19 protein-coding genes, 1 tRNA gene and 3 rRNA genes are annotated in these 24280 nt (G+C 54.6%); 8 read left to right on the top strand and 15 right to left on the bottom strand.

Going from position 1 to position 24280, the window contains the following annotated elements; translation table 11 throughout:
- Window position 1 precedes the first annotated feature (1 nt).
- The 3 genes from dsbA to CWR52_RS12660 form a co-directional block, all read right to left on the bottom strand.
- Complete coding sequence (gene dsbA, locus CWR52_RS12670) at window positions 2-625, bottom strand: thiol:disulfide interchange protein DsbA (RefSeq protein ID WP_045909081.1); 624 nt, start codon at window positions 623-625, stop codon at window positions 2-4.
- Between the two features lie 27 nt (window positions 626-652).
- Complete coding sequence (locus tag CWR52_RS12665) at window positions 653-1639, bottom strand: serine/threonine protein kinase (RefSeq protein WP_104949829.1); 987 nt, start codon at window positions 1637-1639, stop codon at window positions 653-655.
- Window positions 1640-1714: 75 nt separating this feature from the next.
- The gene (locus CWR52_RS12660; protein ID WP_008501866.1) at window positions 1715-1984 is read right to left on the bottom strand and encodes a YihD family protein; all 270 of its coding nucleotides are present in this window, start codon (window positions 1982-1984) and stop codon (window positions 1715-1717) included.
- A 68-nt stretch (window positions 1985-2052) separates the two neighbouring features.
- On the opposite strand from CWR52_RS12660, the gene mobA reads away from it, so the two are divergent.
- Together mobA and mobB are read left to right on the top strand one after the other, a co-directional pair.
- Window positions 2053-2637: a molybdenum cofactor guanylyltransferase MobA gene (gene mobA / locus CWR52_RS12655; RefSeq protein ID WP_104949828.1), complete on the top strand. Its 585-nt coding sequence runs from the start codon at window positions 2053-2055 to the stop codon at window positions 2635-2637.
- Complete coding sequence (mobB, locus tag CWR52_RS12650; RefSeq protein WP_104949827.1) at window positions 2634-3137, top strand: molybdopterin-guanine dinucleotide biosynthesis protein MobB; 504 nt, start codon at window positions 2634-2636, stop codon at window positions 3135-3137. The genes mobA and mobB overlap by 4 nt, the downstream gene beginning before the upstream one ends.
- A gap of 99 nt (window positions 3138-3236) precedes the next feature.
- Here mobB and rrf read toward each other — a convergent pair.
- From rrf to CWR52_RS12630, 4 genes are all read right to left on the bottom strand, one after another.
- Window positions 3237-3352: ribosomal RNA gene (rrf, locus tag CWR52_RS12645) — 5S ribosomal RNA — on the bottom strand.
- A 70-nt stretch (window positions 3353-3422) separates the two neighbouring features.
- A 23S ribosomal RNA gene (locus CWR52_RS12640) occupies window positions 3423-6326 on the bottom strand.
- Window positions 6327-6508: 182 nt separating this feature from the next.
- Window positions 6509-6584 (bottom strand) — tRNA-Glu (locus CWR52_RS12635).
- 85 nt (window positions 6585-6669) lie between these two features.
- Window positions 6670-8211 (bottom strand): 16S ribosomal RNA (locus tag CWR52_RS12630).
- The 16S, 23S and 5S rRNA genes sit together here with 1 tRNA gene alongside, the layout of an rRNA operon.
- 453 nt (window positions 8212-8664) lie before the next feature.
- On the opposite strand from CWR52_RS12630, the gene CWR52_RS12625 reads away from it, so the two are divergent.
- Both CWR52_RS12625 and mdtD read left to right on the top strand, forming a co-directional pair.
- Window positions 8665-9372 (top strand): FadR/GntR family transcriptional regulator, encoded by a 708-nt coding sequence (locus CWR52_RS12625; protein ID WP_104949826.1) that lies wholly within the window; start codon window positions 8665-8667, stop codon window positions 9370-9372.
- Entirely contained in the window at window positions 9369-10802 is a 1434-nt protein-coding gene (gene mdtD, locus CWR52_RS12620) for a multidrug transporter subunit MdtD (protein WP_104949825.1), read from the top strand. The genes CWR52_RS12625 and mdtD overlap by 4 nt, the downstream gene beginning before the upstream one ends.
- On the opposite strand, the gene rbsR is transcribed toward mdtD, so the two are convergent.
- The 7 genes from rbsR to kup all read right to left on the bottom strand — a co-directional run bounded on the left by rbsR (window position 10768) and on the right by kup (window position 18705).
- Window positions 10768-11760 (bottom strand): ribose operon transcriptional repressor RbsR, encoded by a 993-nt coding sequence (gene rbsR / locus CWR52_RS12615; protein WP_104949824.1) that lies wholly within the window; start codon window positions 11758-11760, stop codon window positions 10768-10770. The genes mdtD and rbsR overlap by 35 nt on opposite strands.
- 3 nt (window positions 11761-11763) lie before the next feature.
- Window positions 11764-12693, bottom strand: a complete 930-nt coding sequence (gene rbsK, locus CWR52_RS12610; protein WP_104950920.1) for a ribokinase — start codon at window positions 12691-12693, stop codon at window positions 11764-11766.
- 106 nt (window positions 12694-12799) lie between these two features.
- Window positions 12800-13690: a ribose ABC transporter substrate-binding protein RbsB gene (gene rbsB, locus CWR52_RS12605; protein ID WP_008503498.1), complete on the bottom strand. Its 891-nt coding sequence runs from the start codon at window positions 13688-13690 to the stop codon at window positions 12800-12802.
- 27 nt (window positions 13691-13717) lie between these two features.
- The gene (gene rbsC / locus CWR52_RS12600) at window positions 13718-14683 is read right to left on the bottom strand and encodes a ribose ABC transporter permease (RefSeq protein WP_021242657.1); all 966 of its coding nucleotides are present in this window, start codon (window positions 14681-14683) and stop codon (window positions 13718-13720) included.
- A 4-nt stretch (window positions 14684-14687) separates the two neighbouring features.
- The gene (gene rbsA / locus CWR52_RS12595; protein WP_104949823.1) at window positions 14688-16193 is read right to left on the bottom strand and encodes a ribose ABC transporter ATP-binding protein RbsA; all 1506 of its coding nucleotides are present in this window, start codon (window positions 16191-16193) and stop codon (window positions 14688-14690) included.
- A 7-nt stretch (window positions 16194-16200) separates the two neighbouring features.
- The gene (rbsD, locus tag CWR52_RS12590) at window positions 16201-16620 is read right to left on the bottom strand and encodes a D-ribose pyranase (protein WP_008503495.1); all 420 of its coding nucleotides are present in this window, start codon (window positions 16618-16620) and stop codon (window positions 16201-16203) included.
- A 216-nt stretch (window positions 16621-16836) separates the two neighbouring features.
- Window positions 16837-18705: a low affinity potassium transporter Kup gene (gene kup, locus CWR52_RS12585; protein WP_008500202.1), complete on the bottom strand. Its 1869-nt coding sequence runs from the start codon at window positions 18703-18705 to the stop codon at window positions 16837-16839.
- A 222-nt stretch (window positions 18706-18927) separates the two neighbouring features.
- On the opposite strand from kup, the gene ravA reads away from it, so the two are divergent.
- Together ravA and viaA are read left to right on the top strand one after the other, a co-directional pair.
- Window positions 18928-20424: an ATPase RavA gene (gene ravA, locus CWR52_RS12580; protein ID WP_104949822.1), complete on the top strand. Its 1497-nt coding sequence runs from the start codon at window positions 18928-18930 to the stop codon at window positions 20422-20424.
- Window positions 20418-21869: an ATPase RavA stimulator ViaA gene (viaA, locus tag CWR52_RS12575; RefSeq protein ID WP_104949821.1), complete on the top strand. Its 1452-nt coding sequence runs from the start codon at window positions 20418-20420 to the stop codon at window positions 21867-21869. The genes ravA and viaA overlap by 7 nt, the downstream gene beginning before the upstream one ends.
- On the opposite strand, the gene asnA is transcribed toward viaA, so the two are convergent.
- Complete coding sequence (gene asnA / locus CWR52_RS12570; protein WP_104949820.1) at window positions 21870-22862, bottom strand: aspartate--ammonia ligase; 993 nt, start codon at window positions 22860-22862, stop codon at window positions 21870-21872.
- A gap of 151 nt (window positions 22863-23013) precedes the next feature.
- Here asnA and asnC point away from each other — a divergent pair, with 151 nt between their 5' ends.
- Window positions 23014-23472, top strand: a complete 459-nt coding sequence (asnC, locus tag CWR52_RS12565; RefSeq protein ID WP_008500198.1) for a transcriptional regulator AsnC — start codon at window positions 23014-23016, stop codon at window positions 23470-23472.
- A 90-nt stretch (window positions 23473-23562) separates the two neighbouring features.
- A complete protein-coding gene (gene mioC, locus CWR52_RS12560) occupies window positions 23563-24012 on the top strand; it encodes an FMN-binding protein MioC (protein WP_008500197.1) in 450 nt (149 codons plus the stop codon).
- Window positions 24013-24280 lie beyond the last annotated feature (268 nt).

The following is a 24280-nucleotide window of genomic DNA, read 5'->3' as shown; positions in this document are numbered from 1 at the left end:
ATTACTTCTTCTCAACCAGGTATTTCACGGTATCTGCATACTGCTGTACGAAAATATCCATGCTGCTGGTGTCCATGCCCTGCATGTTCAGCTGATATTTGCCGTTAACAAACATCGCCGGAACGCCCTGAAGCTGGAGATCAGCAGCCGCTTTTTCCTGCTGGGCAACCAGTGATTTCACCACGAAGCTGTTCCATGCGGCATCGTACTCTTCACCTTTCACGCCCGCATCAACGAACACTTTACGGATATCCGCAGTGGTCTGAACGGTCTGGGTTTTCTGTACGGCTTCAAACATTGGCGAAGTGATCTTATCTTCCACGCCCAGTGCCATCGCCACCGCCCATGCCTGAGTCAGGTCTTTACCCAATGGGCCCAGGAACTCAACGTGGTACTTGGTCATTTTGGTGCCTTCCGGCAGCTTTTTCTTCACGTTGTCAGAAACATGCAGCACCTGCTCGAACTGATAGCAGTGTGGGCAATAGAACGAGAAGAACTCCAGAACCTGTGGCTCGCCAGCGACCGGCTTGTCCAGCGTGATGAACTGTTTGCCGTCGGTAAACTGCGCAGCAGAAGCGCTAAATGCCAGAATCATACCTGCCAGCGCCAGCCAAATTTTTTTCATGATTAACTCTCTCCTGGGTGTGTCCAATTAATACATCGGCGTTAATTGCAGAGGGGGCTCCTGAAGAACCTTAACCTGCTCAGTAAATGTTGATATCTGGCTACGCCAGTAATCCTCTCCGGTAAGCCACGGGAAATTTCGAGGAAATGCCGGATCGTCCCAACGCCTGATTAACCATGCGAGATAATAAACAAAACGCATCGCACGTAAAGGCTCAATCAGGGCAATTTCGTCTGAATTAAACGGGCTAAATTCTTCATAAGCTTCAATAATGGTTTCAAGCTGCATGCGTTGCTCGGCTTTGTCGCCATTGAGCAGCATCCACAGGTCCTGAACCGCTGGCCCCATACGCGCATCATCGAGATCGACAAACAGCGGTCCGTCACGCCAGAGAATATTCCCGGCGTGACAATCGCCATGCAGGCGCAGGACGGAAATATTATCGCGCCAGCAGGTTTTCACTGCAGCAATAAGCTTATCGGTGGCGTTGAGGAAATCATCCTTTAGCGCAGCGGGGATCATTGCAGACGTTTCGAATAGTTCGCGCGGTTCAAGAAGGTATTCCTGAATTCCCATCGTCGGGCGGGCAATAAAGGCTTTTTTGCGTCCCGTCTGGTGTATACGCCCAAGATAGCGGGCAACCCACTCCATCTGATCGATATTATCCGCTTCAAACTGACGACCACCCAGGCTTGGGAATACTGCGTAGTAATACCCTTCGTGCGTGAGGAGCGTTTGGTTATTGAATTTCAGTGGCGCGGCAACAGGGACATCGTCATCCAGCAGATCGTGAGCAAACTGATGCTCTTCCTGAATTTGTTCAGCGGACCAGCGTTCAGGACGATAGAATTTTACGACGTAGCGCTGACGATCCTCGTCCTGAAATTGATAGACGCGGTTTTCGTAGCTGTTTAACGGTGTTAGCCCGGAATCCACCCGAATACCCTGTTCAAACAGGGCATCCATAATGGTGTCCGGGTGTAATGTCTGGAAAGTAAAAGCCTGGTCGTTCATCCGATCATCCGGAAATTATACGAATGATTCAGGATATCATCTTGTGGCGATTTCGGTGCCGCCGCTTACAAGCTTTTACTCTTTAATTACGCCTCGGGCGCGCAACAGCGCAGTCTTAAAATCTTCCTCATAATCTTTCTGAATACCAGGAATAACAGCATCTTTGGCAGAGTCGCGCATTTTAAGGTGGTAAATCAGGATGTCGTCAGAAAGGTCTGCCAGATCGCCGTCAAAACCTGACTCTTTCGCCAGTTTCTGTAAAAATTGCATCAGATTGAGCTCTGGCTCTTTCTGCCAGGCGGGCTGGAGGAGTTCAATAACTTCATTCAGACGTTTACATTTCATGGTGGTGCTCCTTTCATTTAGAGTGACACGTTAGCAGGGTCAATCCCACAATAAAAGAGGCGATATTCGTGAATCTTAGCCAGGAAATCATCGGGGTCGTTCTGGCAGGCGGCAGAGCAACACGAATGGGCGGAAAAGATAAGGGGCTTCAGCTTCTTAATGGCAAGCCCTTGTGGCAGCATGTCGCCGATACGCTCGCCGGTCAGGTGACGACTATAGCCATCAGCGCGAACAGGCATATCGACACTTACCGGCGCAGCGGCTACGCCGTTTATCAGGATAGCCTTGAGAATTACCCGGGCCCGCTTGCCGGTATGCTTTCGGTCATGCAACAGTCGCACGGAGAGTGGTTTATCTTCTGCCCCTGCGATACCCCGTTTATTCCCTCCGGTCTCGTTGAGCGTCTGTTCCTGCTTCGCGGTACGGCCCCTGTGGTCTGGGTACATGACGGCGAGCGTGACCATCCTGCTATCGCGTTGATGCATCGATCGCTAGCGCCTGCTCTGCAGAGCTATCTGGCTGCGGGAGAGCGCAGGGTGATGGCCTTCATGCGTGAGTCTGGCGGCCATTCCGTCGATTTTAGCGATGTGAAATCAGCGTTTGTGAACGTGAATACGCATGAAGATTTGCAGATGATGCAGGAGAAAAAATGATACCTCTTTTAGCCATTTCCGCATGGAGTGGGACCGGGAAAACCACGCTGCTGAAAAAGCTGATACCCGCGCTGTGTGCCAGAGGCCTTCGTCCAGGATTGATTAAGCATAGTCATCACAACATGGATATCGATACGCCAGGAAAAGACAGCTATGAGCTGCGTAAGGCCGGAGCAGCACAAACGATGGTAGCAAGTCCTCAGCGCTGGGCGTTAATGACAGAAACGCCAGATGAGGCGCCGCTGGATCTCGCTTATCTGGTCAGTCGGATGGATCATTCCACCCTGGATCTGGTGCTGATTGAGGGATTTAAGCATGAGGCAGTGCCTAAGATCCTGCTGTTCAGAAGCGATGCCGGGCATGATATGAGTGAGTTGACGCTTGATGAGCATGTCATTGCGGTGGCCAGTGATGTGGTATTGCCGCTTGAGGTTCCGGTGCTGGACTTAAATGATGTGGATGGGATTGCGGGCTTTATTGTGACGTGGAGTGCGGTCTGACGTGCCGGGTTGGTGGTTTTGCCTTGCCCGGCCTGCCGTTTTTTTGGCGCATAAACGCAAAAAGGCCATCCTTCCGGATGGCCTCTTCACTTAATTGATGCCTGGCAGTTCCCTACTCTCACATGGGGAGACCCCACACTACCATCGGCGCTACGGCGTTTCACTTCTGAGTTCGGCATGGGGTCAGGTGGGACCACCGCGCTAAAGCCGCCAGGCAAATTCTGTTTAATCTGTATCAGGCTGAAAATCGTGTCTGTCTCTTCGCCAAAACACCTTCGGCGTTGTAAGGTTAAGCCTCACGGTTCATTAGTATCGGTTAGCTCAACGCATCGCTGCGCTTACACACCCGACCTATCAACGTCGTCGTCTTCAACGTTCCTTCAGGAGACTTATAGTCTCAGGGAGAACTCATCTCGGGGCAAGTTTCGTGCTTAGATGCTTTCAGCACTTATCTTTTCCGCATTTAGCTACCGGGCAGTGCCATTGGCATGACAACCCGAACACCAGTGATGCGTCCACTCCGGTCCTCTCGTACTAGGAGCAGCCCCCCTCAATTCTCCAGCGCCCACGGCAGATAGGGACCGAACTGTCTCACGACGTTCTAAACCCAGCTCGCGTACCACTTTAAATGGCGAACAGCCATACCCTTGGGACCTACTTCAGCCCCAGGATGTGATGAGCCGACATCGAGGTGCCAAACACCGCCGTCGATATGAACTCTTGGGCGGTATCAGCCTGTTATCCCCGGAGTACCTTTTATCCGTTGAGCGATGGCCCTTCCATTCAGAACCACCGGATCACTATGACCTGCTTTCGCACCTGCTCGAGCCGTCACTCTCGCAGTCAAGCTAGCTTATGCCATTGCACTAACCTCCTGATGTCCGACCAGGATTAGCTAACCTTCGTGCTCCTCCGTTACTCTTTGGGAGGAGACCGCCCCAGTCAAACTACCCACCAGACACTGTCCGCAACCCGGATCACGGGTCTACGTTAGAACACCAGCCATTAAAGGGTGGTATTTCAAGGACGGCTCCACGCAGACTGGCGTCCACACTTCAAAGCCTCCCACCTATCCTACACATCAAGGACCAGTGTTCAGTGTCAAGCTATAGTAAAGGTTCACGGGGTCTTTCCGTCTTGCCGCGGGTACACTGCATCTTCACAGCGAGTTCAATTTCACTGAGTCTCGGGTGGAGACAGCCTGGCCATCATTACGCCATTCGTGCAGGTCGGAACTTACCCGACAAGGAATTTCGCTACCTTAGGACCGTTATAGTTACGGCCGCCGTTTACCGGGGCTTCGATCAAGAGCTTCGCGTTGCCGCTAACCCCATCAATTAACCTTCCGGCACCGGGCAGGCGTCACACCGTATACGTCCACTTTCGTGTTTGCACAGTGCTGTGTTTTTAATAAACAGTTGCAGCCAGCTGGTATCTTCGACTGATTTCAGCTCCACCCGCAGGGGCTTCACCTACATATCAGCGTGCCTTCTCCCGAAGTTACGGCACCATTTTGCCTAGTTCCTTCACCCGAGTTCTCTCAAGCGCCTTGGTATTCTCTACCTGACCACCTGTGTCGGTTTGGGGTACGATTTAATGTTACCTGATGCTTAGAGGCTTTTCCTGGAAGCAGGGCATTTGTTACTTCAGCACCGTAGTGCCTCGTCATCACACCTCAGCGTTAAAAGGTACCGGATTTACCTGGAACCTCCGCCTACATGCTTAAACCGGGACAACCGTCGCCCGGCTAACATAGCCTTCTCCGTCCCCCCTTCGCAGTAACACCAAGTACAGGAATATTAACCTGTTTCCCATCGACTACGCCTTTCGGCCTCGCCTTAGGGGTCGACTCACCCTGCCCCGATTAACGTTGGACAGGAACCCTTGGTCTTCCGGCGAGCGGGCTTTTCACCCGCTTTATCGTTACTTATGTCAGCATTCGCACTTCTGATACCTCCAGCATGCCTCACAGCACACCTTCAACGGCTTACAGAACGCTCCCCTACCCAACAACACATAGTGTCGCTGCCGCAGCTTCGGTGCATGGTTTAGCCCCGTTACATCTTCCGCGCAGGCCGACTCGACCAGTGAGCTATTACGCTTTCTTTAAATGATGGCTGCTTCTAAGCCAACATCCTGGCTGTCTGTGCCTTCCCACATCGTTTCCCACTTAACCATGACTTTGGGACCTTAGCTGGCGGTCTGGGTTGTTTCCCTCTTCACGACGGACGTTAGCACCCGCCGTGTGTCTCCCGTGATAACATTCTTCGGTATTCGTAGTTTGCATCGGGTTGGTAAGCCGGGATGGCCCCCTAGCCGAAACAGTGCTCTACCCCCGAAGATGAGTTCACGAGGCGCTACCTAAATAGCTTTCGGGGAGAACCAGCTATCTCCCGGTTTGATTGGCCTTTCACCCCCAGCCACAAGTCATCCGCTAATTTTTCAACATTAGTCGGTTCGGTCCTCCAGTTAGTGTTACCCAACCTTCAACCTGCCCATGGCTAGATCACCGGGTTTCGGGTCTATACCCTGCAACTTAACGCCCAGTTAAGACTCGGTTTCCCTTCGGCTCCCCTATACGGTTAACCTTGCTACAGAATATAAGTCGCTGACCCATTATACAAAAGGTACGCAGTCACACCACGAAGGTGCTCCCACTGCTTGTACGTACACGGTTTCAGGTTCTTTTTCACTCCCCTCGCCGGGGTTCTTTTCGCCTTTCCCTCACGGTACTGGTTCACTATCGGTCAGTCAGGAGTATTTAGCCTTGGAGGATGGTCCCCCCATATTCAGACAGGATATCACGTGTCCCGCCCTACTCTTCGAGTTCACAGCAAGTGTGCTTTCGTGTACGGGACTGTCACCCTGTACCGTGCGACTTTCCAGACGCTTCCACTAACACACAAGCTGATTCAGACTCTGGGCTGCTCCCCGTTCGCTCGCCGCTACTGGGGGAATCTCGGTTGATTTCTTTTCCTCGGGGTACTTAGATGTTTCAGTTCCCCCGGTTCGCCTCGTTAACCTATGTATTCAGTTAACGATAGTGTGACGAATCACACTGGGTTTCCCCATTCGGACATCGCCGGGTCAAAGGTTCATATCACCTCGCCGGCGCTTTTCGCAGATTAGCACGTCCTTCATCGCCTCTGACTGCCAGGGCATCCACCGTGTACGCTTAGTCGCTTAACCTCACAACCCGAAGATGTTTCACTTCTGATTGCGAAAATTTGAGAGACTCGAACACACCATTAAGATGTGTCGTTTCAATTTTCAGCTTGATCCAGATTTTTAAAGAGCAAATATCTCAAACGTGACTCGCAAGTCAGTTTTGAGATATGACGGCAGGTGACTTTCACTCACGAACCAGCAAGTGGCGTCCCCTAGGGGATTCGAACCCCTGTTACCGCCGTGAAAGGGCGGTGTCCTGGGCCTCTAGACGAAGGGGACACTGAAGTCTCAATCGCAAGACGCCTTGCTATTTACTTTTCATCAGACAATCTGTGTGAGCACTGCAAAGGCAGGTTCTTTAAGGTAAGGAGGTGATCCAACCGCAGGTTCCCCTACGGTTACCTTGTTACGACTTCACCCCAGTCATGAATCACAAAGTGGTAAGCGCCCTCCCGAAGGTTAAGCTACCTACTTCTTTTGCAACCCACTCCCATGGTGTGACGGGCGGTGTGTACAAGGCCCGGGAACGTATTCACCGTAGCATTCTGATCTACGATTACTAGCGATTCCGACTTCATGGAGTCGAGTTGCAGACTCCAATCCGGACTACGACGCACTTTATGAGGTCCGCTTGCTCTCGCGAGGTCGCTTCTCTTTGTATGCGCCATTGTAGCACGTGTGTAGCCCTACTCGTAAGGGCCATGATGACTTGACGTCATCCCCACCTTCCTCCAGTTTATCACTGGCAGTCTCCTTTGAGTTCCCGGCCTAACCGCTGGCAACAAAGGATAAGGGTTGCGCTCGTTGCGGGACTTAACCCAACATTTCACAACACGAGCTGACGACAGCCATGCAGCACCTGTCTCAGAGTTCCCGAAGGCACCAATCCATCTCTGGAAAGTTCTCTGGATGTCAAGAGTAGGTAAGGTTCTTCGCGTTGCATCGAATTAAACCACATGCTCCACCGCTTGTGCGGGCCCCCGTCAATTCATTTGAGTTTTAACCTTGCGGCCGTACTCCCCAGGCGGTCGACTTAACGCGTTAGCTCCGGAAGCCACGCCTCAAGGGCACAACCTCCAAGTCGACATCGTTTACGGCGTGGACTACCAGGGTATCTAATCCTGTTTGCTCCCCACGCTTTCGCACCTGAGCGTCAGTCTTTGTCCAGGGGGCCGCCTTCGCCACCGGTATTCCTCCAGATCTCTACGCATTTCACCGCTACACCTGGAATTCTACCCCCCTCTACAAGACTCTAGCCTGCCAGTTTCGAATGCAGTTCCCAGGTTGAGCCCGGGGATTTCACATCCGACTTGACAGACCGCCTGCGTGCGCTTTACGCCCAGTAATTCCGATTAACGCTTGCACCCTCCGTATTACCGCGGCTGCTGGCACGGAGTTAGCCGGTGCTTCTTCTGCGGGTAACGTCAATTGCTGAGGTTATTAACCTCAACACCTTCCTCCCCGCTGAAAGTACTTTACAACCCGAAGGCCTTCTTCATACACGCGGCATGGCTGCATCAGGCTTGCGCCCATTGTGCAATATTCCCCACTGCTGCCTCCCGTAGGAGTCTGGACCGTGTCTCAGTTCCAGTGTGGCTGGTCATCCTCTCAGACCAGCTAGGGATCGTCGCCTAGGTGAGCCATTACCCCACCTACTAGCTAATCCCATCTGGGCACATCTGATGGCAAGAGGCCCGAAGGTCCCCCTCTTTGGTCTTGCGACGTTATGCGGTATTAGCTACCGTTTCCAGTAGTTATCCCCCTCCATCAGGCAGTTTCCCAGACATTACTCACCCGTCCGCCGCTCGCCGGCAAAGTAGCAAGCTACTTTCCGCTGCCGCTCGACTTGCATGTGTTAGGCCTGCCGCCAGCGTTCAATCTGAGCCATGATCAAACTCTTCAATTTAAGTTTGATGCTCGTGAATTAAACTTCGTAATGAATTACGTATGTTCACTCAGAGACTTGGTATTCATTTATTGTCCGAAGACATTAAGAATCCATGTCACTTTGAGTGCCCACACAGATTGTCTGATAAATTGTTAAAGAGCAGTGCCGCTTCGTTTTCGCTGCGGCGCGGGGTGTGCATATTACGCTTTCCCGCTTCAGAGTCAAGCGTTTATTTTCGCTTTTCTCTGCTGACCCGGCGGCGTGTGTGCCGTTGTTCCGTGTCAGTGGAGGCGCATTATAGGGAGTTATTCCGGCGTGACAAGAGGAAATTTAAAAAAAGTTTCTATCCGTGTTTTTTTTCACCAGCAGCGGTGAAATCAAGCTACAAATTGTTCTATTTGATGTATCTGCAACCACAATCACATTCGAGGTGGCATAATTATCAGCATGAATCTTTAAGGAATAAAAGCGATGCCATTAAGCGCACAACAGCTGGCCGCCCAAAAAAACCTGTCTTATGTGCTGGCCGAAAAGCTGGCTCAGCGAATTTTAGCGGGTAAATATGCCCCAGGTAGCATCCTGCCGGGTGAAATGGAGCTGGGTGAGCAGTTTGGGGTGAGCCGTACCGCGGTTCGCGAGGCGGTGAAAACCCTGACGGCGAAAGGTATGGTACTTCCGCGCCCTCGTATTGGCACACGCGTGATGCCACAAAGTAACTGGAATTTTCTCGATCAGGAGCTGCTCTCCTGGTGGATGACGGAAGACAACTTTCATCAAGTGATCGATCACTTTCTGGTAATGCGCAGTAGCCTTGAGCCTCAGGCATGTCTGCTTGCTGCCACACTTGGAACAGCAGAGCAGAAAGCGCAGCTTAACGCATTGATGGAAGAGATGGTGTTTCTGAAAAAACACTTCAACCGCGAACGCTGGGTTGAAGTCGATATGGCCTGGCATGAACATATCTATATGATGAGCGCCAATCCGTTCCTCACCTCGTTTGCCTCATTATTCCATTCGGTGTATCACACCTACTTTACCTCTATTACACAAAACGACGTGGTAAAACTGGAATTGCATCAGGCGATAGTAGATGCCATTCAGGAAAGCGACGGGCAGCGAGCCCTGAGTGCGTGCCAGGCATTACTGGCTGCACCAACCCACCAGCAGGTAAATAAATGACAAAGAAAAAAGCGCGCAGCATGGCCGGATTGCCGTGGATTGCAGCCATGGCGTTTTTTATGCAGGCACTGGATGCCACCATCCTCAACACCGCGCTTCCCGCTATTGCGCAAAGCCTTAACCGCTCCCCGCTGGCGATGCAGTCCGCCATCATCAGCTACACCCTGACGGTCGCAATGCTAATTCCGGTTAGCGGCTGGCTGGCCGACCGCTTCGGCACCCGCAGAGTTTTCATGCTGGCCGTAACGCTCTTTACGCTCGGTTCGCTGGCCTGTGCGCTCTCCTCGTCCTTAACGGAACTGGTTATCTTCCGCGTATTACAGGGCATTGGCGGCGCGATGATGATGCCCGTGGCGCGCCTTGCCTTATTACGAGCCTACCCTCGAAGCGAACTGCTTCCCGTGCTCAACTTCGTCACCATGCCGGGACTGGTCGGCCCGATACTTGGCCCGGTACTCGGTGGCGTGTTTGTCACCTGGGCAAGCTGGCACTGGATCTTCCTGATTAATATTCCGATTGGCGTTGCGGGGCTGCTGTATGCCCGCAAATATATGCCGAACTTCACCACGCCAAGACGCAGCTTCGACATGGGGGGCTTTTTCCTGTTTGGCCTGAGCCTGGTGCTCTTCTCCAGCGGGATGGAGTTGTTTGGCGAGAAGATCGTCGCGACATGGATGGCGCTCTCCGTTATCCTCGCCGGAATTCTGCTGTTCCTTCTTTATATACGTCACGCGCGCCGTCACCCGACGCCGTTAATCTCTCTTGGGCTCTTCAACACCCGAACCTTTTCCGTCGGGATCGCGGGAAATATTGCCTCGCGTCTGGGAACCGGCTGCGTACCGTTCCTGATGCCACTGATGCTGCAGGTCGGTTTCGGCTATCCGGCCCTGATTGCCGGCTGCATGATGGCCCCTACGGCGATGGGTTCGATACTGGCAAAATCGACCGTGACGCAGGTGCTACGCTGGTTTGGCTATCGCAAGACGCTGGTTGGCGTGACGGTCTTTATCGGCCTGATGATTGCGCAGTTCTCGCTGCAGTCCGCCTCGCTTCCCGTCTGGATGCTGATCCTGCCGCTGTTTGTGCTCGGCATGGCGATGTCGACGCAGTTCACATCAATGAACACCATCACCCTTGCGGATCTGACCGACGAGAACGCCAGTAGCGGCAACAGCGTGCTGGCAGTCACCCAGCAGCTGTCGATCAGTTTAGGGGTTGCCGTGAGCGCGGCGGTACTGCGGTTTTATGAAGGTTTCGACAGCGCGAACACCGTCGAGCAGTTCCACTATACCTTTATCACCATGGGCGCACTCACCGTCATTTCAGCGCTGGTCTTTATGCTGTTAAAACCGAAAGATGGCCGTAACCTGATTAAAGAACGCCATAAGGCGAAAGCTAAACCGACCCCCGTTCCATCAGAACAGGAGTAAGCTGCAGGCGTTGCTGCTGCAGCGTGGGCTGAGCCATTCGGTGGATCAACACATCGATGGCCAGCTCGCCCAGCTCATCTTTTGGCTGATGGATGGTGGTGAGCGGCGGCGTCATATAGCTGGCCAGCTCAATATCATCGTAGCCGATTACCGCCATATCGTCGGGAACACGCAAACCGGCCTGATATAACGCCTGATAGGCGCCAAACGCCATGGCGTCGTTGCCGATAAACACCGCCTGTGGACGCTGCGGCTGCGCCAGCAGCGTCTGCATCGCTTCAAAACCACCGTGAAACTCAAAATCACCAGTAATACGGTACTCTTCCGGCACGGAAAGGCCCGCCCGCGCCATCGCGGCGAGATACCCTTCCAGACGCAAACGCGCCGGGGTTTTATCCAGCGGGCCGGTAATACAGGCGATGCGGGTATAGCCTTTATCGATCAGATACTGGGTGGCCATATCGCCCCCCAGCAGGGAGTTATCCTGAATAAGATCGCTGGTGCCGTCGAACGGTGCCCAGTCCATCATCACCGTGGGAATGGAGGGGTAGCGCTGGATGATCTCCTTCGACGGCTGGTGCGTTTCGGTACACAGCAGCAGTAACCCGTCGACGCGTTTTTGCATCAGCGTTTCCAGGTTACGGTTCATGCGCTGCTCGTCCCCTTCGGTATTGCACAGCACCAGGCTGTAGCCACGCTCGAAGCAGCTGCGCTCCACGCCGCGAACCAGCTCAGAATAAAAGGGATTGGTACTGGCGGTGATCAGCATACCGATCGTACGCGTCTGGTTGAGCTTAAGGCTGCGCGCCAGCGCAGACGGCGCATAGTTGAGATCTTTTACTGCCGCTTCGACTTTTTCCCGAATCGCCTCGCTGACGAAGCGATCGTTATTAATGACGTGAGATACCGTCGAGGTAGAAACGCCCGCCAGGCGAGCGACATCTTTCATTGTGGCCAAGCGTTACCCCTGCTGACTTAAGAATTCATCGATCTCTTTACGCCACGGAACGGAAGGCTGAGCGCCCTTGCGCGTCACCGCAATCGCGGCAGCCGCATGCGCGAAGCGGATCGCATCATCCATACTCCTGCCTTCCAGCAGCGCGGTCACCAGTGCACCATTGAAGGTGTCTCCCGCTGCAATGGTATCAATCGCCTTCACCTTAAAGCCCGGCACGCGACGGCCTTCACCGTTTACGCTTGCCCAAACCCCACGGCTGCCCAGGGTGATGATCACGGTTCCGATGCCTTTATCGTGCAGCGCACGCGCGGCTCTCGCGGCATCGTCATCGTTTTCTACGCGAATGCCCGTCAGCTTTTCGGCTTCGGTTTCGTTCGGCGTGATGATGTCCACCAGCGCCAGCAACTCGTCAGATAATACACGGGCAGGGGCCGGATTTAGTACGACAGTGGTATGATTTTCATGCGCAATGTTGGCCGCGGCCAGCACGCTTTCAACCGGTGACTCCAGCTGCATGAGCAGGGCTTCCGCTCCGGCGATAATTGCACGTTGCGCTTCTACGCGCTCCGTCGTCAGCGCTGCGTTAGCGCCAGCATGAATACCGATAACATTCTCACCTTCTGCGTTGACGAAAATCAGCGCCACGCCGGTAGATTCCCCAGCAACAACGCTGACCGGTGCGATATCAATGTTGTCGCTTGCCAGCTGCTTGCGTACGCGCTCACCGGTATCGTCATCGCCCGTGCAGGCGATAAACGCAATATTCGCCCCGCTGCGCCCAGCGGCGACGGCCTGGTTTGCCCCTTTACCGCCGAATGCGACCTGATACTGGTTACCCGTGACGGTTTCGCCCGGTGCAGGGAACGATTCAAGGTTAAGAATGTGATCGGCATTGATACTGCCAAGGACGACGAGGTTGCCTGCGGTTTTCATGGTTGGGTTGTCCATCTGAGAGCGCCACCGGTGTTACCCGGTGGCGTATGCCACACTTTTCTTTATTGGTGTCCCTCAGGTCGCCAGTGACGGCCTGATTCGCCTTTTACTGCTTGATAACCAGTTTCAGGTCAACAGGGTATTTAGCCTGAACTTTTTCGCCCTTCAGCACTTTGTCGGCAGTTTCAACGCCAGTCGCGCCAATCTGCTCAGGCAGCTGAGCGATGGTCGCAGCCAGTTTGCCATCGTTTACTGCTTTTTCACCATCCGGCGTGCCGTCAAATCCGACAACCATCACATCAGATTTACCTGCAGTCTGCAGAGCGCGCAGCGCACCCAGCGCCATTTCGTCGTTCTGCGCGAATACCGCCTGCACGTCAGGATGTGCGGTCAGCAGGTTCTGCATGACGTTCAGACCTTTAGTACGATCGAAGTCTGCCGGCTGGCTGGCCAGCACGTTGAATTTGTGCGCTGCAACCGCCTGCTGGAAGCCTTCACCACGCTCGCGAGCGGCGGACGTACCGGCAATCCCCTGCAGTTCGATAACTTTCGCGCCTTCGCCGGCTTTCTTCGCAATGTAGTCACCCGCGATTTTGCCGCCCAGCACGTTATCAGACGCAATGTGGCTCACTACGTCGCCTTTCGTTGCCTGACGGTCCAGGGTGATCACCGGGATCTTCGCCTGGTTTGCCATTTTCACGGCGTTGCCTACGGCATCGGAATCGGTTGGGTTAATCAGCAGAATTTTGGTGCCACGAACGGTTAAGTCCTGAACGTTAGCCAACTCTTTCGCCGGGTTGTTCTGTGAATCCAGTACCACCAGGTTGTAGCCCAGTTTATCGGCTTCTTTCTGCGCTCCATCCTTCAGGGAAACGAAGAACGGGTTGTTCAGGGTAGAGACAACCAGCGCGATGGTATCTTTAGCCATGGCGTTAGCACTTACGGTTGCGCTCAGCGCGACAGCAGAAACCAGGGTAGCCAGTTTTTTCATGTTCATATCTAAGATGTCCTGTAGTGTCGTCAGTTACTGTTTTTTGTTGTCTACCAGTACCGCCAGCAAAATCACCACTGCCTTAACGATCATCTGGTAATAGGAGGAAACACCTAACAAATTCAAACCATTATTCAGGAAACCGAGGATCAGTGCGCCGATCAATGTCCCAACAATGCGACCTTTACCGCCCGCAAGACTCGTACCGCCCAGAACCACTGCTGCAATAGCATCCAGCTCATACCCCGTACCCGCCGTCGGCTGCGCGGAAGAGAGGCGCGCCACTTCGATGATGCCCGCCAGTGACGCCAGCAGACCACACAGGGAATACACGATGACTTTGACTTTATTAACGCTAATCCCGGACAGGCGCGTTGCCGCTTCGTTACCGCCCAGCGCATAGATGTAACGGCCCAGACGGGTATGGTGCAGCATGTACCACGCCGCCAGGAAGACGATAGCCATGATCCAGACCGGGGTCGGGACACCCAGCGGGCGACCGATACCGAACCAGCCAAACAGATCGGCGTTATCGGTGAAGCCGGTATTGACCGGGCTGCCGTTGGTATAGACCATGGTCACACCGCGCAGCAGCAGCATCATCACCAGCGTCGCGATGAACGCCTGAACGCGGCCTTTTGCCACAATCACGCCGGTGACGGCGCCAATCGCCGCGCCTGCCGCCAGGGCCGCGGCCACGGCCACCAGCGCGTTGACTTCAATCCCGACAAGCGAAGCGGCGATCGCGCCGGTGAGGGCCAGCAGGGAACCGACGGACAGATCGATCCCTGAGGTCAAAATCACCAGCGTCATGCCGACCGCCATAATGGCGTTCACCGACGTCTGCTGCAGAATGTTGAACAGGTTATTTACGGTGAAGAAATTCGGGCTCATGGTCGACACAATCGCGATCAGCACCAGCAGGGCAATCAGCGATTTTTGCTCCATCAGCCACGCCTTTGTGAAATAGCGGCGACCAGAAACAGCCTGGGTAGTCATCTTCTTACTCCTGATTCACGCGATTAAGCTTGCCCACAGCGGCAGCCATCAGAACTTCCTGGGTGGCCTGCTCGCGAGTGAATTCACCGCCGAGATGCCCTTCATGCATGACGATAATGCGATCGCTCATGCCTAATACTTCTGGCATCTCGGAAGAGACCAGAATGATGCTCAGACCGTCGGCCTTGAACTGGTTAATCAGCTGATAGATCTCTTTCTTCGCCCCCACGTCTACGCCGCGGGTTGGCTCATCGAGGATCAACACTTTCGGGCGCGTCATCAGCCCGCGCGCAATCGCCACTTTCTGCTGATTCCCGCCGGACAACAGGCCAATCGCCTGCTCCATCGACGGGGTTTTAACGTTAAAGAGACGGATGAAATCGCTCACCGCCTGCTGCTCGTCTTTATGCTTCAGGCTGCCGCCGCTGTAGCTGAAATAGCGCAGCGCAGTCAGGGACATGTTCTCTTTTACCGACATGCCCAGCACTAAGCCGTCGCGTTTGCGGTCTTCGGAGATATAGACGATGCCGTTCGCCAGACCATCCTGCGGGGAGCGGGTGACCACTTCATGGCCGTCGAGGGTGACATAACCGCTGGTGCGCGGCAGTGCGCCGTACAACACTTTCATCAGCTCGGTACGTCCCGCGCCCATCAGGCCCGCCACGCCCAGGATCTCGCCCTGGCGCAGGGTAAAAGTCACGTCATCCACACCCGGGCCGCAGAGGTTGTCCACCTTCAGGCGGATCTCACCCGGCGCTTTATCCAGATGCGGATACTGATCTTCCAGCTTACGTCCCACCATCATTTCGATGAGCGTATCTTCGGTCAGCGTGGCCACTTCGCGCTCGGCAATAAACTGCCCGTCGCGGAAGACGGTGACGTCATCGCAGATCTCGAAAATCTCTTTCATGCGGTGAGAGATATAGACAATCCCGCGCCCCTGCGATTTCAGCTCGCGGATAACGCGGAACAGGGATTCGGTTTCGGTATCGGTCAGGGCGTCGGTCGGTTCATCCATAATGATGACCTTCGACTCAAAGCTCAGCACCTTCGCGATTTCCACCATCTGCTGATCGCCGATGGAGAGATCACCGACCAGCCGGTCGCTCTTAAAGCGCAGGTTCAGCTTCGCCAGCAGCTTGTCGGCTTCGGCATACATGGTTTTCCAGTCGATCTTGCCGAAGCGGTTCACGAATTCACGGCCGAGGAAGATGTTCTCCGCAATGGTGAGCTGCGGGATCAGGTTCAGCTCCTGGTGAATAATGCCAATACCCGCTTCCTGAGAAGATTTCGGGCCAGTGAAGGTGGTTTCTTTACCCAGCCAGAGGAGTGAACCGGCATCGCGTTGATAGATACCGGTCAGCACTTTCATCATGGTGGATTTGCCGGCGCCGTTTTCGCCCACCAGCGCCATTACGCGCCCGGGGTAAACGTTCAGCGCCGCGCCGGAGAGGGCTTTTACGCCCGGGAACGACTTATCGATCCCTTTGAGTTGCAGTAATGCGTCCATGATGGCCTCAGAAGGTGACGCCAGCACAGAGAATGATATTCGCATACGGGGAACACTCCCCGCTGCGAATCACCGCCTGACTGTCTGCGGTTTGTTGTTTGAACTGTTCGTGCGTTGTGTAACGAATTTCGATGGTGTTTCCCTGGTGTTGTTGCAGCTGCTCAAGATGGCTGAGCAACGTTTCGTGGAGTTGCGGATTATGTTGTTTGATTTCCGCCGCGAGAATGGCCGCCTCAACCTGCATCTCCGCGGTCACCACGTCCAGTACCTGCATAAACGAAGGTACGCCCTGCGTTAACGCCATATCGATACGGGTTGTGCTGCGCGGAACCGGTAAGCCTGCATCGCAAACCACCAGCGTATCGGTATGCCCAAGACGGGAAATAACCGATGAGATTTCTGAGTTGAGTACAGTGCCTTTCTTCATTTTCTTGCTCCACTAGCGAAACGTTTCGCTAAAAGGAGTGTAGCGCCAGAAATGTTCAGAAAACCACCATGACGTAACAGATTTGTGATCGACGTCGAAACGTTTCGCTAAGTGAAATATTGATGGGATAAATTGCCCGGCGGCGCTTCGCTTGCGCGGGCCTACAGGTTTGGTAGGCCGGGTAAGCGCAGCGCCACCCGGCATTTTCAGAAGGACTTAAATCTCGACCTGCGTCCCCAGCTCAATCACACGGTTAGGCGGGATCTCAAACTGGTCAGGCGCACGCAGGGCGTTACGCTGCAGGATAAGATAAAGCTTACCGCGCAGGCGCAGATACCAGGGACGCTTGCCGATAATCAGCGACTCGTGCGACATAAAGAACGACGTCTCCATCATCCGGCAGCTTAACCCTTCAAGGCCGCAGCGGTGGAATACCTCCTCCACGTTTGGCGTTTCGCGCCAGCCGTAACTCGCCACCACGCGCCAGAATGTTGGGGATAACTGCTCAATCTGGACGCGGCGTACGTTGTGAACATACGGTGCATCTTCGGTACGCAACGTCAGCAGGATCACGCGTTCATGCAGGACTTTGTTATGCTTGAGATTATGCATCAGTGCGAACGGGATGACGTTCAGGGCGCGAGACATATACACCGCCGTTCCTGGCACGCGCACCGGCGGGGATTTCTCCAGGGAAGCGATCATCGCCTCCAGAGAGTTACCGTGTTCATGCATACGACGCAGCAGGCGGAAACGCTCGCTTTTCCAGGTGGTCATGACGATGAACATCACCAGACCCAGCGTCAGCGGCAGCCAGCCGCCGGAGACAATCTTGTCGAGGTTCGCGGAGAACAGCGGCACGTCAATACACAGGAAGCCCACCAGAATCATCGCCACGAGGAATTTATTCCAGTGCCAGTTTCGGTACGCCACCGTAGTGGAGAGAAGCGATGTCAGCACCATCGTACCGGTTACTGCAATACCGTACGCCGCCGCCAGGTTGCTGGAGTGCTCGAAGCTGACGATAACAATGACAACCGCGAAATAGAGCAGCCAGTTAACGAACGGGATGTAGATCTGGCCCGACTCCATCTCTGAAGTATGGATGATGCGCATCGGCGAGAGATACCCCAGACGCACGGCCTGGCGCGTCAGAGAAAACACGCCGGAAATCACCGCCTGAGAGGCAATGACGGTCGCCAGCGTCGCCAGGATCAGCATCGGCACCAGCGCCCAGTCAGGCGCCAGCAGGAAGAACGGGTTCTTTATCGCTTCCGGATTTTTGAGCAACAGCGCGCCCTGGCCAAAGTAGTTCAGCACCAGCGACGGCAGTACTACAATAAACCAGGCCACGCGGATAGGCAGTTTCCCGAAGTGACCCATGTCAGCATACAACGCTTCAACGCCGGTAATGGAGAGCACGACCGCCCCGAGCGCCACGAAGGAAACCACTTTGTATTCGAGGAAGAAATGCACGGCCCAGTAGGGGTTCAGCGCATGCAGTACTTCCGGGTTAGCAATAATGCTGCGCAAGCCAAGCGCGGCCAGGATCAGGAACCAGGCCAGCATAATTGGTGCAAACAGTTTACCCACCAGCCCGGTACCGTGCTTCTGGATCACAAACAGCAGCGTCAGCACGATTATCGCCAGCGGGACCACCCACGTATCAAGCTGTGGCGCGATGATCTCCAGCCCCTCTATCGCCGAGAGGACCGAAATCGCGGGCGTGATAACCACCTCTCCATAGAAGAAGCTGCCGCCAATCAGGCCGATAATCACCAGCACGGAGGTCATTCTGGCGGAGGTGTTGCGCCCTGCAAGGGACATCAGGGTCAGGATACCGCCTTCGCCCGCGTTATCAGCGCGCATAACGAAGGAGAGATATTTAACAGAAACCACCAGGATCAGCAGCCAGAAGATGAGGGACAGGAAGCCAAATACGGCATCGCGCTCAACACCAAAGCCAAACTGGCCGGACAGACATTCACGAAGCGTATAAAGCGGGCTGGTGCCAATATCACCGTAGACAACCCCGATCGCCGCAAGCGTTATTGCGGGTAATGATTGCTTATTATCAGTGCTCATAGACTAGTCTTTTCGTTTGAATAACAAATGTGTTCCTGGTCCCTTGGCCCACAAAAAGCGCACAGTATGCACGATTCAATGCAAAATCGTACCCCTAAATGCAACCGCATTAATGTAGCGCAAAGAAAATTGCGCCGCACTTCAGTCTATTACCAGCCCTGACTGAAACGTCTATACTCGCTTCAATTGGCCGCCACGACGGCGAAAGGATGCAAAACTATTATGGCTCACTCACATTTATTAGCAGAAAGAATTTCCCGCCTCAGCAGCGCGCTGGAGAAAGGCCTTTTCGAGCGTAGCCACGCCATTCGCCTCTGTTTGCTGGCGGCGCTGAGCGGTGAAAGCGTGTTTCTGCTTGGGCCACCGGGCATCGCCAAAAGCCTGATTGCCCGCAGGCTTAAGTTTGCTTTTCAGAACGCCCGCGCGTTTGAATACCTGATGACCCGCTTTTCCACCCCGGAAGAGGTGTTTGGCCCCCTCTCCATTCAGGCGCTGAAGGATGAAGGGCGCTACGAGCGTTTGACGGCGGGGTATCTGCCTGAGGCAGAAATTGTCTTTCTTGATGAGATCTGGAAAGCGGGACCGGCCATTCTGAACACCCTGCTCACGGCGATAAACGAACGTCGGTTCCGTAACGGCGCCAGTGAAGAGAAAATCCCGATGCGCCTGCTGGTGGCCGCCTCTAACGAACTGCCCGAAGCCGACAGCAGCCTGGAAGCGCTGTATGACCGTATGCTCATCCGCCTGTGGCTGGACAAAGTACAGGATAAGTCTAACTTCCGCTCCATGCTGATCAGCCAGCAGGATGAAAGTGAAAACCCGGTATCCGCTACGCTGCAGGTGACGGATGAAGAGTATTATCAGTGGCAGCAGGATATTGGCAAAATCACATTGCCGGACGCGGTATTCGAGCTGATCTATCTGCTGCGTCAGCAGCTTGATCACCTTCCTTCTGCGCCCTATGTCTCCGATCGCCGCTGGAAAAAAGCGATCCGCCTCCTGCAGGCCAGCGCCCTGTTTAGCGGCCGCGATGCCGTTGCCCCCATCGATCTGATCCTGCTGAAAGATTGCCTCTGGCACGACGCGGAAGGCATGAATCTGATGCAGCAGCAGCTTGACGTTTTGATGACCGGACACGCCTGGGGACAGCAGGCGATGCTCAACCAGCTGGGAGCGATTGCCCAGCGGCGCATCCAGCTTCAGCAGCAGCAAAGTGATAAAACGGCGCTGAAAGTGAATCGCCTGGGGGGGATGTTCGCCCGCAAACCGCACTATGAATTACCCGCCGAACTCACCAGCCCGACGCTGACCCTGCTGCTTCAGCAGCCGCTCAAGCTGCATGATATGCAGGTGGTGCACGTGACGATTGAGCGCGAAGCGCTGGCGCAGTGGCTGGATAAAGGCGGAGAGATCCGCGGAAAGCTCAACGGCATCGGTTTCGCGCAGCCGCTGAATATGGAAGTGGACAGCAGCCAGCACCTGGTGATCCGCGACGTCAGCCTGCAGGGCTCGCGTCTCGCGCTTCCGGGCACCGCCTCGGACAGCGTTCCCGAAGAGATTAAGCAGCAGCTGGACGCGCTGGATACCGAATGGCACCAGCAGCACACCCGCTTTAGCGAGCAGCAAAAATGCCTCTTTATTCATAGCGACTGGTTAGGTCACATTGAAGCCAGCCTGCAGGACGTCAGCGCGCAGATTAAACAGGCGCGTCAATGCTAACTCTGGATACGCTTAACGTCATGCTGGCCGTCAGCGAGGAAGGGTTGATCGAAGAAGTGGTCATAACCCTTCTGGCTTCGCCGCAGCTGGCAGCCTTCTTTGAAAAATTTCCGAAGCTCAAAAAGGCGATGACGGACGATCTTCCGCGCTGGCGCGAAAATTTGCGTCAGCGCTTCAGGGAGACCGAAGTTCCGCCTGAGTTAACGGAAGAGGTGGCCTGCTATCAGCAGTGCCAGCGGCTCTCCACGCCGCAGTTTATCGTCCAGCTTCCGCAAACCCTGACGTTGCTCGACAAGGTCCATTCCCCGTTTGCCAGCCAGGCGCGGGCGCTGGTCACGGATAACGCCACTTTTACCCCGGCGCTGCACACCCTCTTCTTACAGCGCTGGCGCCTCAGCCTGGTGGTGCAGGCCACGACGCTAAACCAGCAGCTGCTGGATGAAGAACGCGAACAGCTGCTCAGTGAAGTTCAGGAACGCATGACCTTAAGCGGCCAACTTGAGCAGGTGCTGGTGGAAAATGAGAACGCCGCTGGGCGTCTCTGGGATATGAGCGCCGGCCAGCTCAGGCGCGGGGACTATCAGCTGATCGTCAAATACGGCGATTTTCTGACGCAGCAGCCCGAATTGATGAAGCTTGCAGAACAGCTGGGACGCTCAAGGGAGGCAAAGTCGGTTCCAAAGAAAGACGCCCCGATGGAAACCTTCCGCACCCTGGTGCGTGAGCCAGCCACCGTACCGGAGCAGGTCGACGGGCTCCAGCAGAGCGATGATATTTTGCGTCTTCTGCCCACGGAGCTGAGCACGCTCGGGATGACCGAGCTGGAGTACGAGTTTTACCGTCGGCTGGTGGAAAAACAGCTCCTCACCTATCGGCTGCACGGTGAAGCCTGGCGCGAGAAAATCAGCCAGCGGCCGGTCGTTCATCAGGATTTTGATGAACAGCCGCGCGGACCCTTCATCGTTTGCGTGGATACGTCCGGCTCCATGGGTGGGTTTAACGAGCAGTGTGCGAAGGCATTCTGTCTGGCACTGATGCGCGTGGCGCTCGCCGATCGCCGTCGCTGCTTCATCATGCTGTTCTCCAGCGAAGTCGTGGGCTATGAGCTGACGAACCAGCAGGGGATCGAGCAGGCAATCCGCTTCCTGAGCCAGCGTTTTCGCGGCGGCACGGATCTGGCCAGCTGCTTTCGCAGCATTGTGGAGCGGATGCAGGGCGGCGACTGGTACGACGCCGACGCGGTGGTGATTTCCGATTTTATTGCCCAGCGGCTACCGGATGACGTGGTGAATAAGGTGAAGGAGTTACAGCGGGTGCATCAGCACCGTTTTCATGCGGTGGCGATGTCCGCCCATGGAAAACCCGGCATCATGCGCATCTTCGATCATATCTGGCGCTTTGATACCGGGTTGCGTAGCCGCCTGCTCAGACGCTGGCAGCGTTAATTACAGAAGAGAGCCGACGCTTTCACGTACCTGCTGCGGCCAGACGCCACACTGAACCTGACCGATATGGGGCAACTGAAGCAGCAGCATGGTCAGACGGGACTGGCCGATGCCGCCGCCAATCGTCTGAGGCATTTCACCGCGCAGCAGCGCCTGGTGCCATTCCAGCTTGAGGCGATCTTCATCACCGGTCACCGCCAGCTGGCGCTTCAGCGCGTCAGCATCCACGCGGATCCCCATAGAAGAAAGCTCGAATGCGTCTTCCAGTACCGGGTTCCAGACCAGAATATCGCCGTTCAGACCGGCAAATTCACCCTCACCGGTGGTGCTCCAGTCATCATAATCCGGCGCACGAACGTCATGGCGCTTACCGTCAGACAGCTTGCCGCCGATCCCAATCAGGAACACCGCACCCAGCTCTTTAGCAATCGCGCGCTCGCGGCCTTTGGCATCCAGATCCGGGAAACGAGTCAGTAATTCCTGGCTGTGCACAAAGTGGATTGTATCCGGCAGGAACGGTGCCAGACCAAACTCTTTGCTTACGGCTGCTTCGGTCGCTTTGATCCCGGCGTAGATCGCCTCAACGGTGGATTTCAGCGTACCGACGTGGCGCTCGCCGTCACCCATTACGCGCTCCCAGTCCCACTGGTCAACATAGACAGAGTGAATAGGGGTGAGGCGGTCTTCATCGGGGCGAAGGGCTTTCATGTGCGTGTAGAGCCCTTCGCCCGCGCTGAAGTCGTGTTGCCCCAGGGTTTGACGCTTCCACTTCGCCAGAGAATGAACCACTTCGAACTGGGCGTCTGGCAGTGTTTTCACTTTCACCTGTACCGCTTTTTCGCATCCAGACAAGTTATCCTGGGTCCCGTCACCCACGCGGCTCAGAATCGGCGCCTGGACTTCAATTAGCCCAAGCTTCTCTTCCAGCTGGCGGGAAAAATGGGATTTAACGAAACTGATCTGGCGTTGTTTTGCGATGTAAGCGGTTTTCATTATTTATACTCCTGCGTCCTGTTGATATTGATTAAGCAACAGAAATGGCATCAAACTCAATAACTCATCAACAAAAAGCCACCTTCACTTTTGATTCGATAAAATTAAACGTTAGAATAGAGTGATTCATTAATCTTCATAAGAAAAAGCTATGGAAAATTATCAGATCGACAATCTCGACCGCGGCATTCTGGAGGCGTTAATGGCCAATGCCCGTACCGCCTACGCCGAACTGGCGAAACAGTTTGGCGTCAGCCCGGGAACCATTCACGTTCGCGTAGAGAAGATGAAGCAGGCAGGGATCATTACCGGTGCTCGCATTGACGTCAGCCCGAAGCAGCTGGGTTACGACGTCTGCTGCTTCATCGGCATCATTCTTAAAAGCGCCAAAGACTACCCTTCCGCCCTGGCGAAACTGAACGCGCTGGATGAAGTCACCGAGGCGTACTACACCACCGGGCACTACAGCATCTTTATTAAAGTCATGTGCCGATCCATCGACGCGCTCCAGCAGGTACTTATCAACAAGATCCAAACAATCGATGAAATTCAGTCCACCGAGACCCTGATCTCCCTGCAAAACCCGATCATGCGTACCATCCGCCCGTGATCGGGCAAATCCATTCCCACATTTTCCACAGGTAGATCCCAGCTCGCTCACAGCGTACAATGACCGTCTCTTTATCCAGGCGAGCGATCAATGGCGGACATTACCCTTATCAGCGGCAGCACCCTTGGTGGTGCGGAATACGTAGCGGAACACCTGGCTGAAAAGCTGGAAGAGGCGGGCTTTTCCACGGAAACCCTGCACGGCCCGTTGCTGGAAGATCTCCCGACTGACGGGGTCTGGCTGCTGATCACCTCCACGCACGGCGCGGGCGATCTGCCGGATAACCTGCAACCTTTATATGACGAACTGCTGGAACAGCAGCCTGACCTGTCAAACGTCCGTTTTGGCGCAGTGGGGATCGGCAGTCGCGAATATGACACCTTTTGCGGGGCAATAGAGAAAGTCGAAGCCGCTGTCACCTCCTGCGGAGCAAAACAGCTGGGTGAAACGCTCAAGATCAACATCCTCGATCATGACATTCCGGAGGATCCAGCCGAGATCTGGCTCGCGGAATGGAAAAATTTACTCAAAAACGATTAAAGATCGCGCGAACAGATGTGGATAACTCTGGTTAAAAGCTCGTATTAACCCGTAGTTATCCAAAGAACAACCGTAGCGTCGTTTTTAGACTGTGCATAAGGTCGCGATCTGATCCCAGCTTATACGGTCCAGGATCACCGATCATTCACAGCAAACGATCCTTTCTAACTGCATGATCTTCTTTATGAGATCGGACTTATCCACATGGGTTCGCGATCCTAATAAGAGATCACAATAGAACAGATCTCTAAATAAAAAGATCTTCTTT

Source organism: Enterobacter sp. SGAir0187 (assembly GCF_002952735.2).
GTDB lineage: Bacteria > Pseudomonadota > Gammaproteobacteria > Enterobacterales > Enterobacteriaceae > Enterobacter > Enterobacter quasiroggenkampii.
This window is presented reverse-complemented; position numbering and strand designations above follow the sequence as displayed.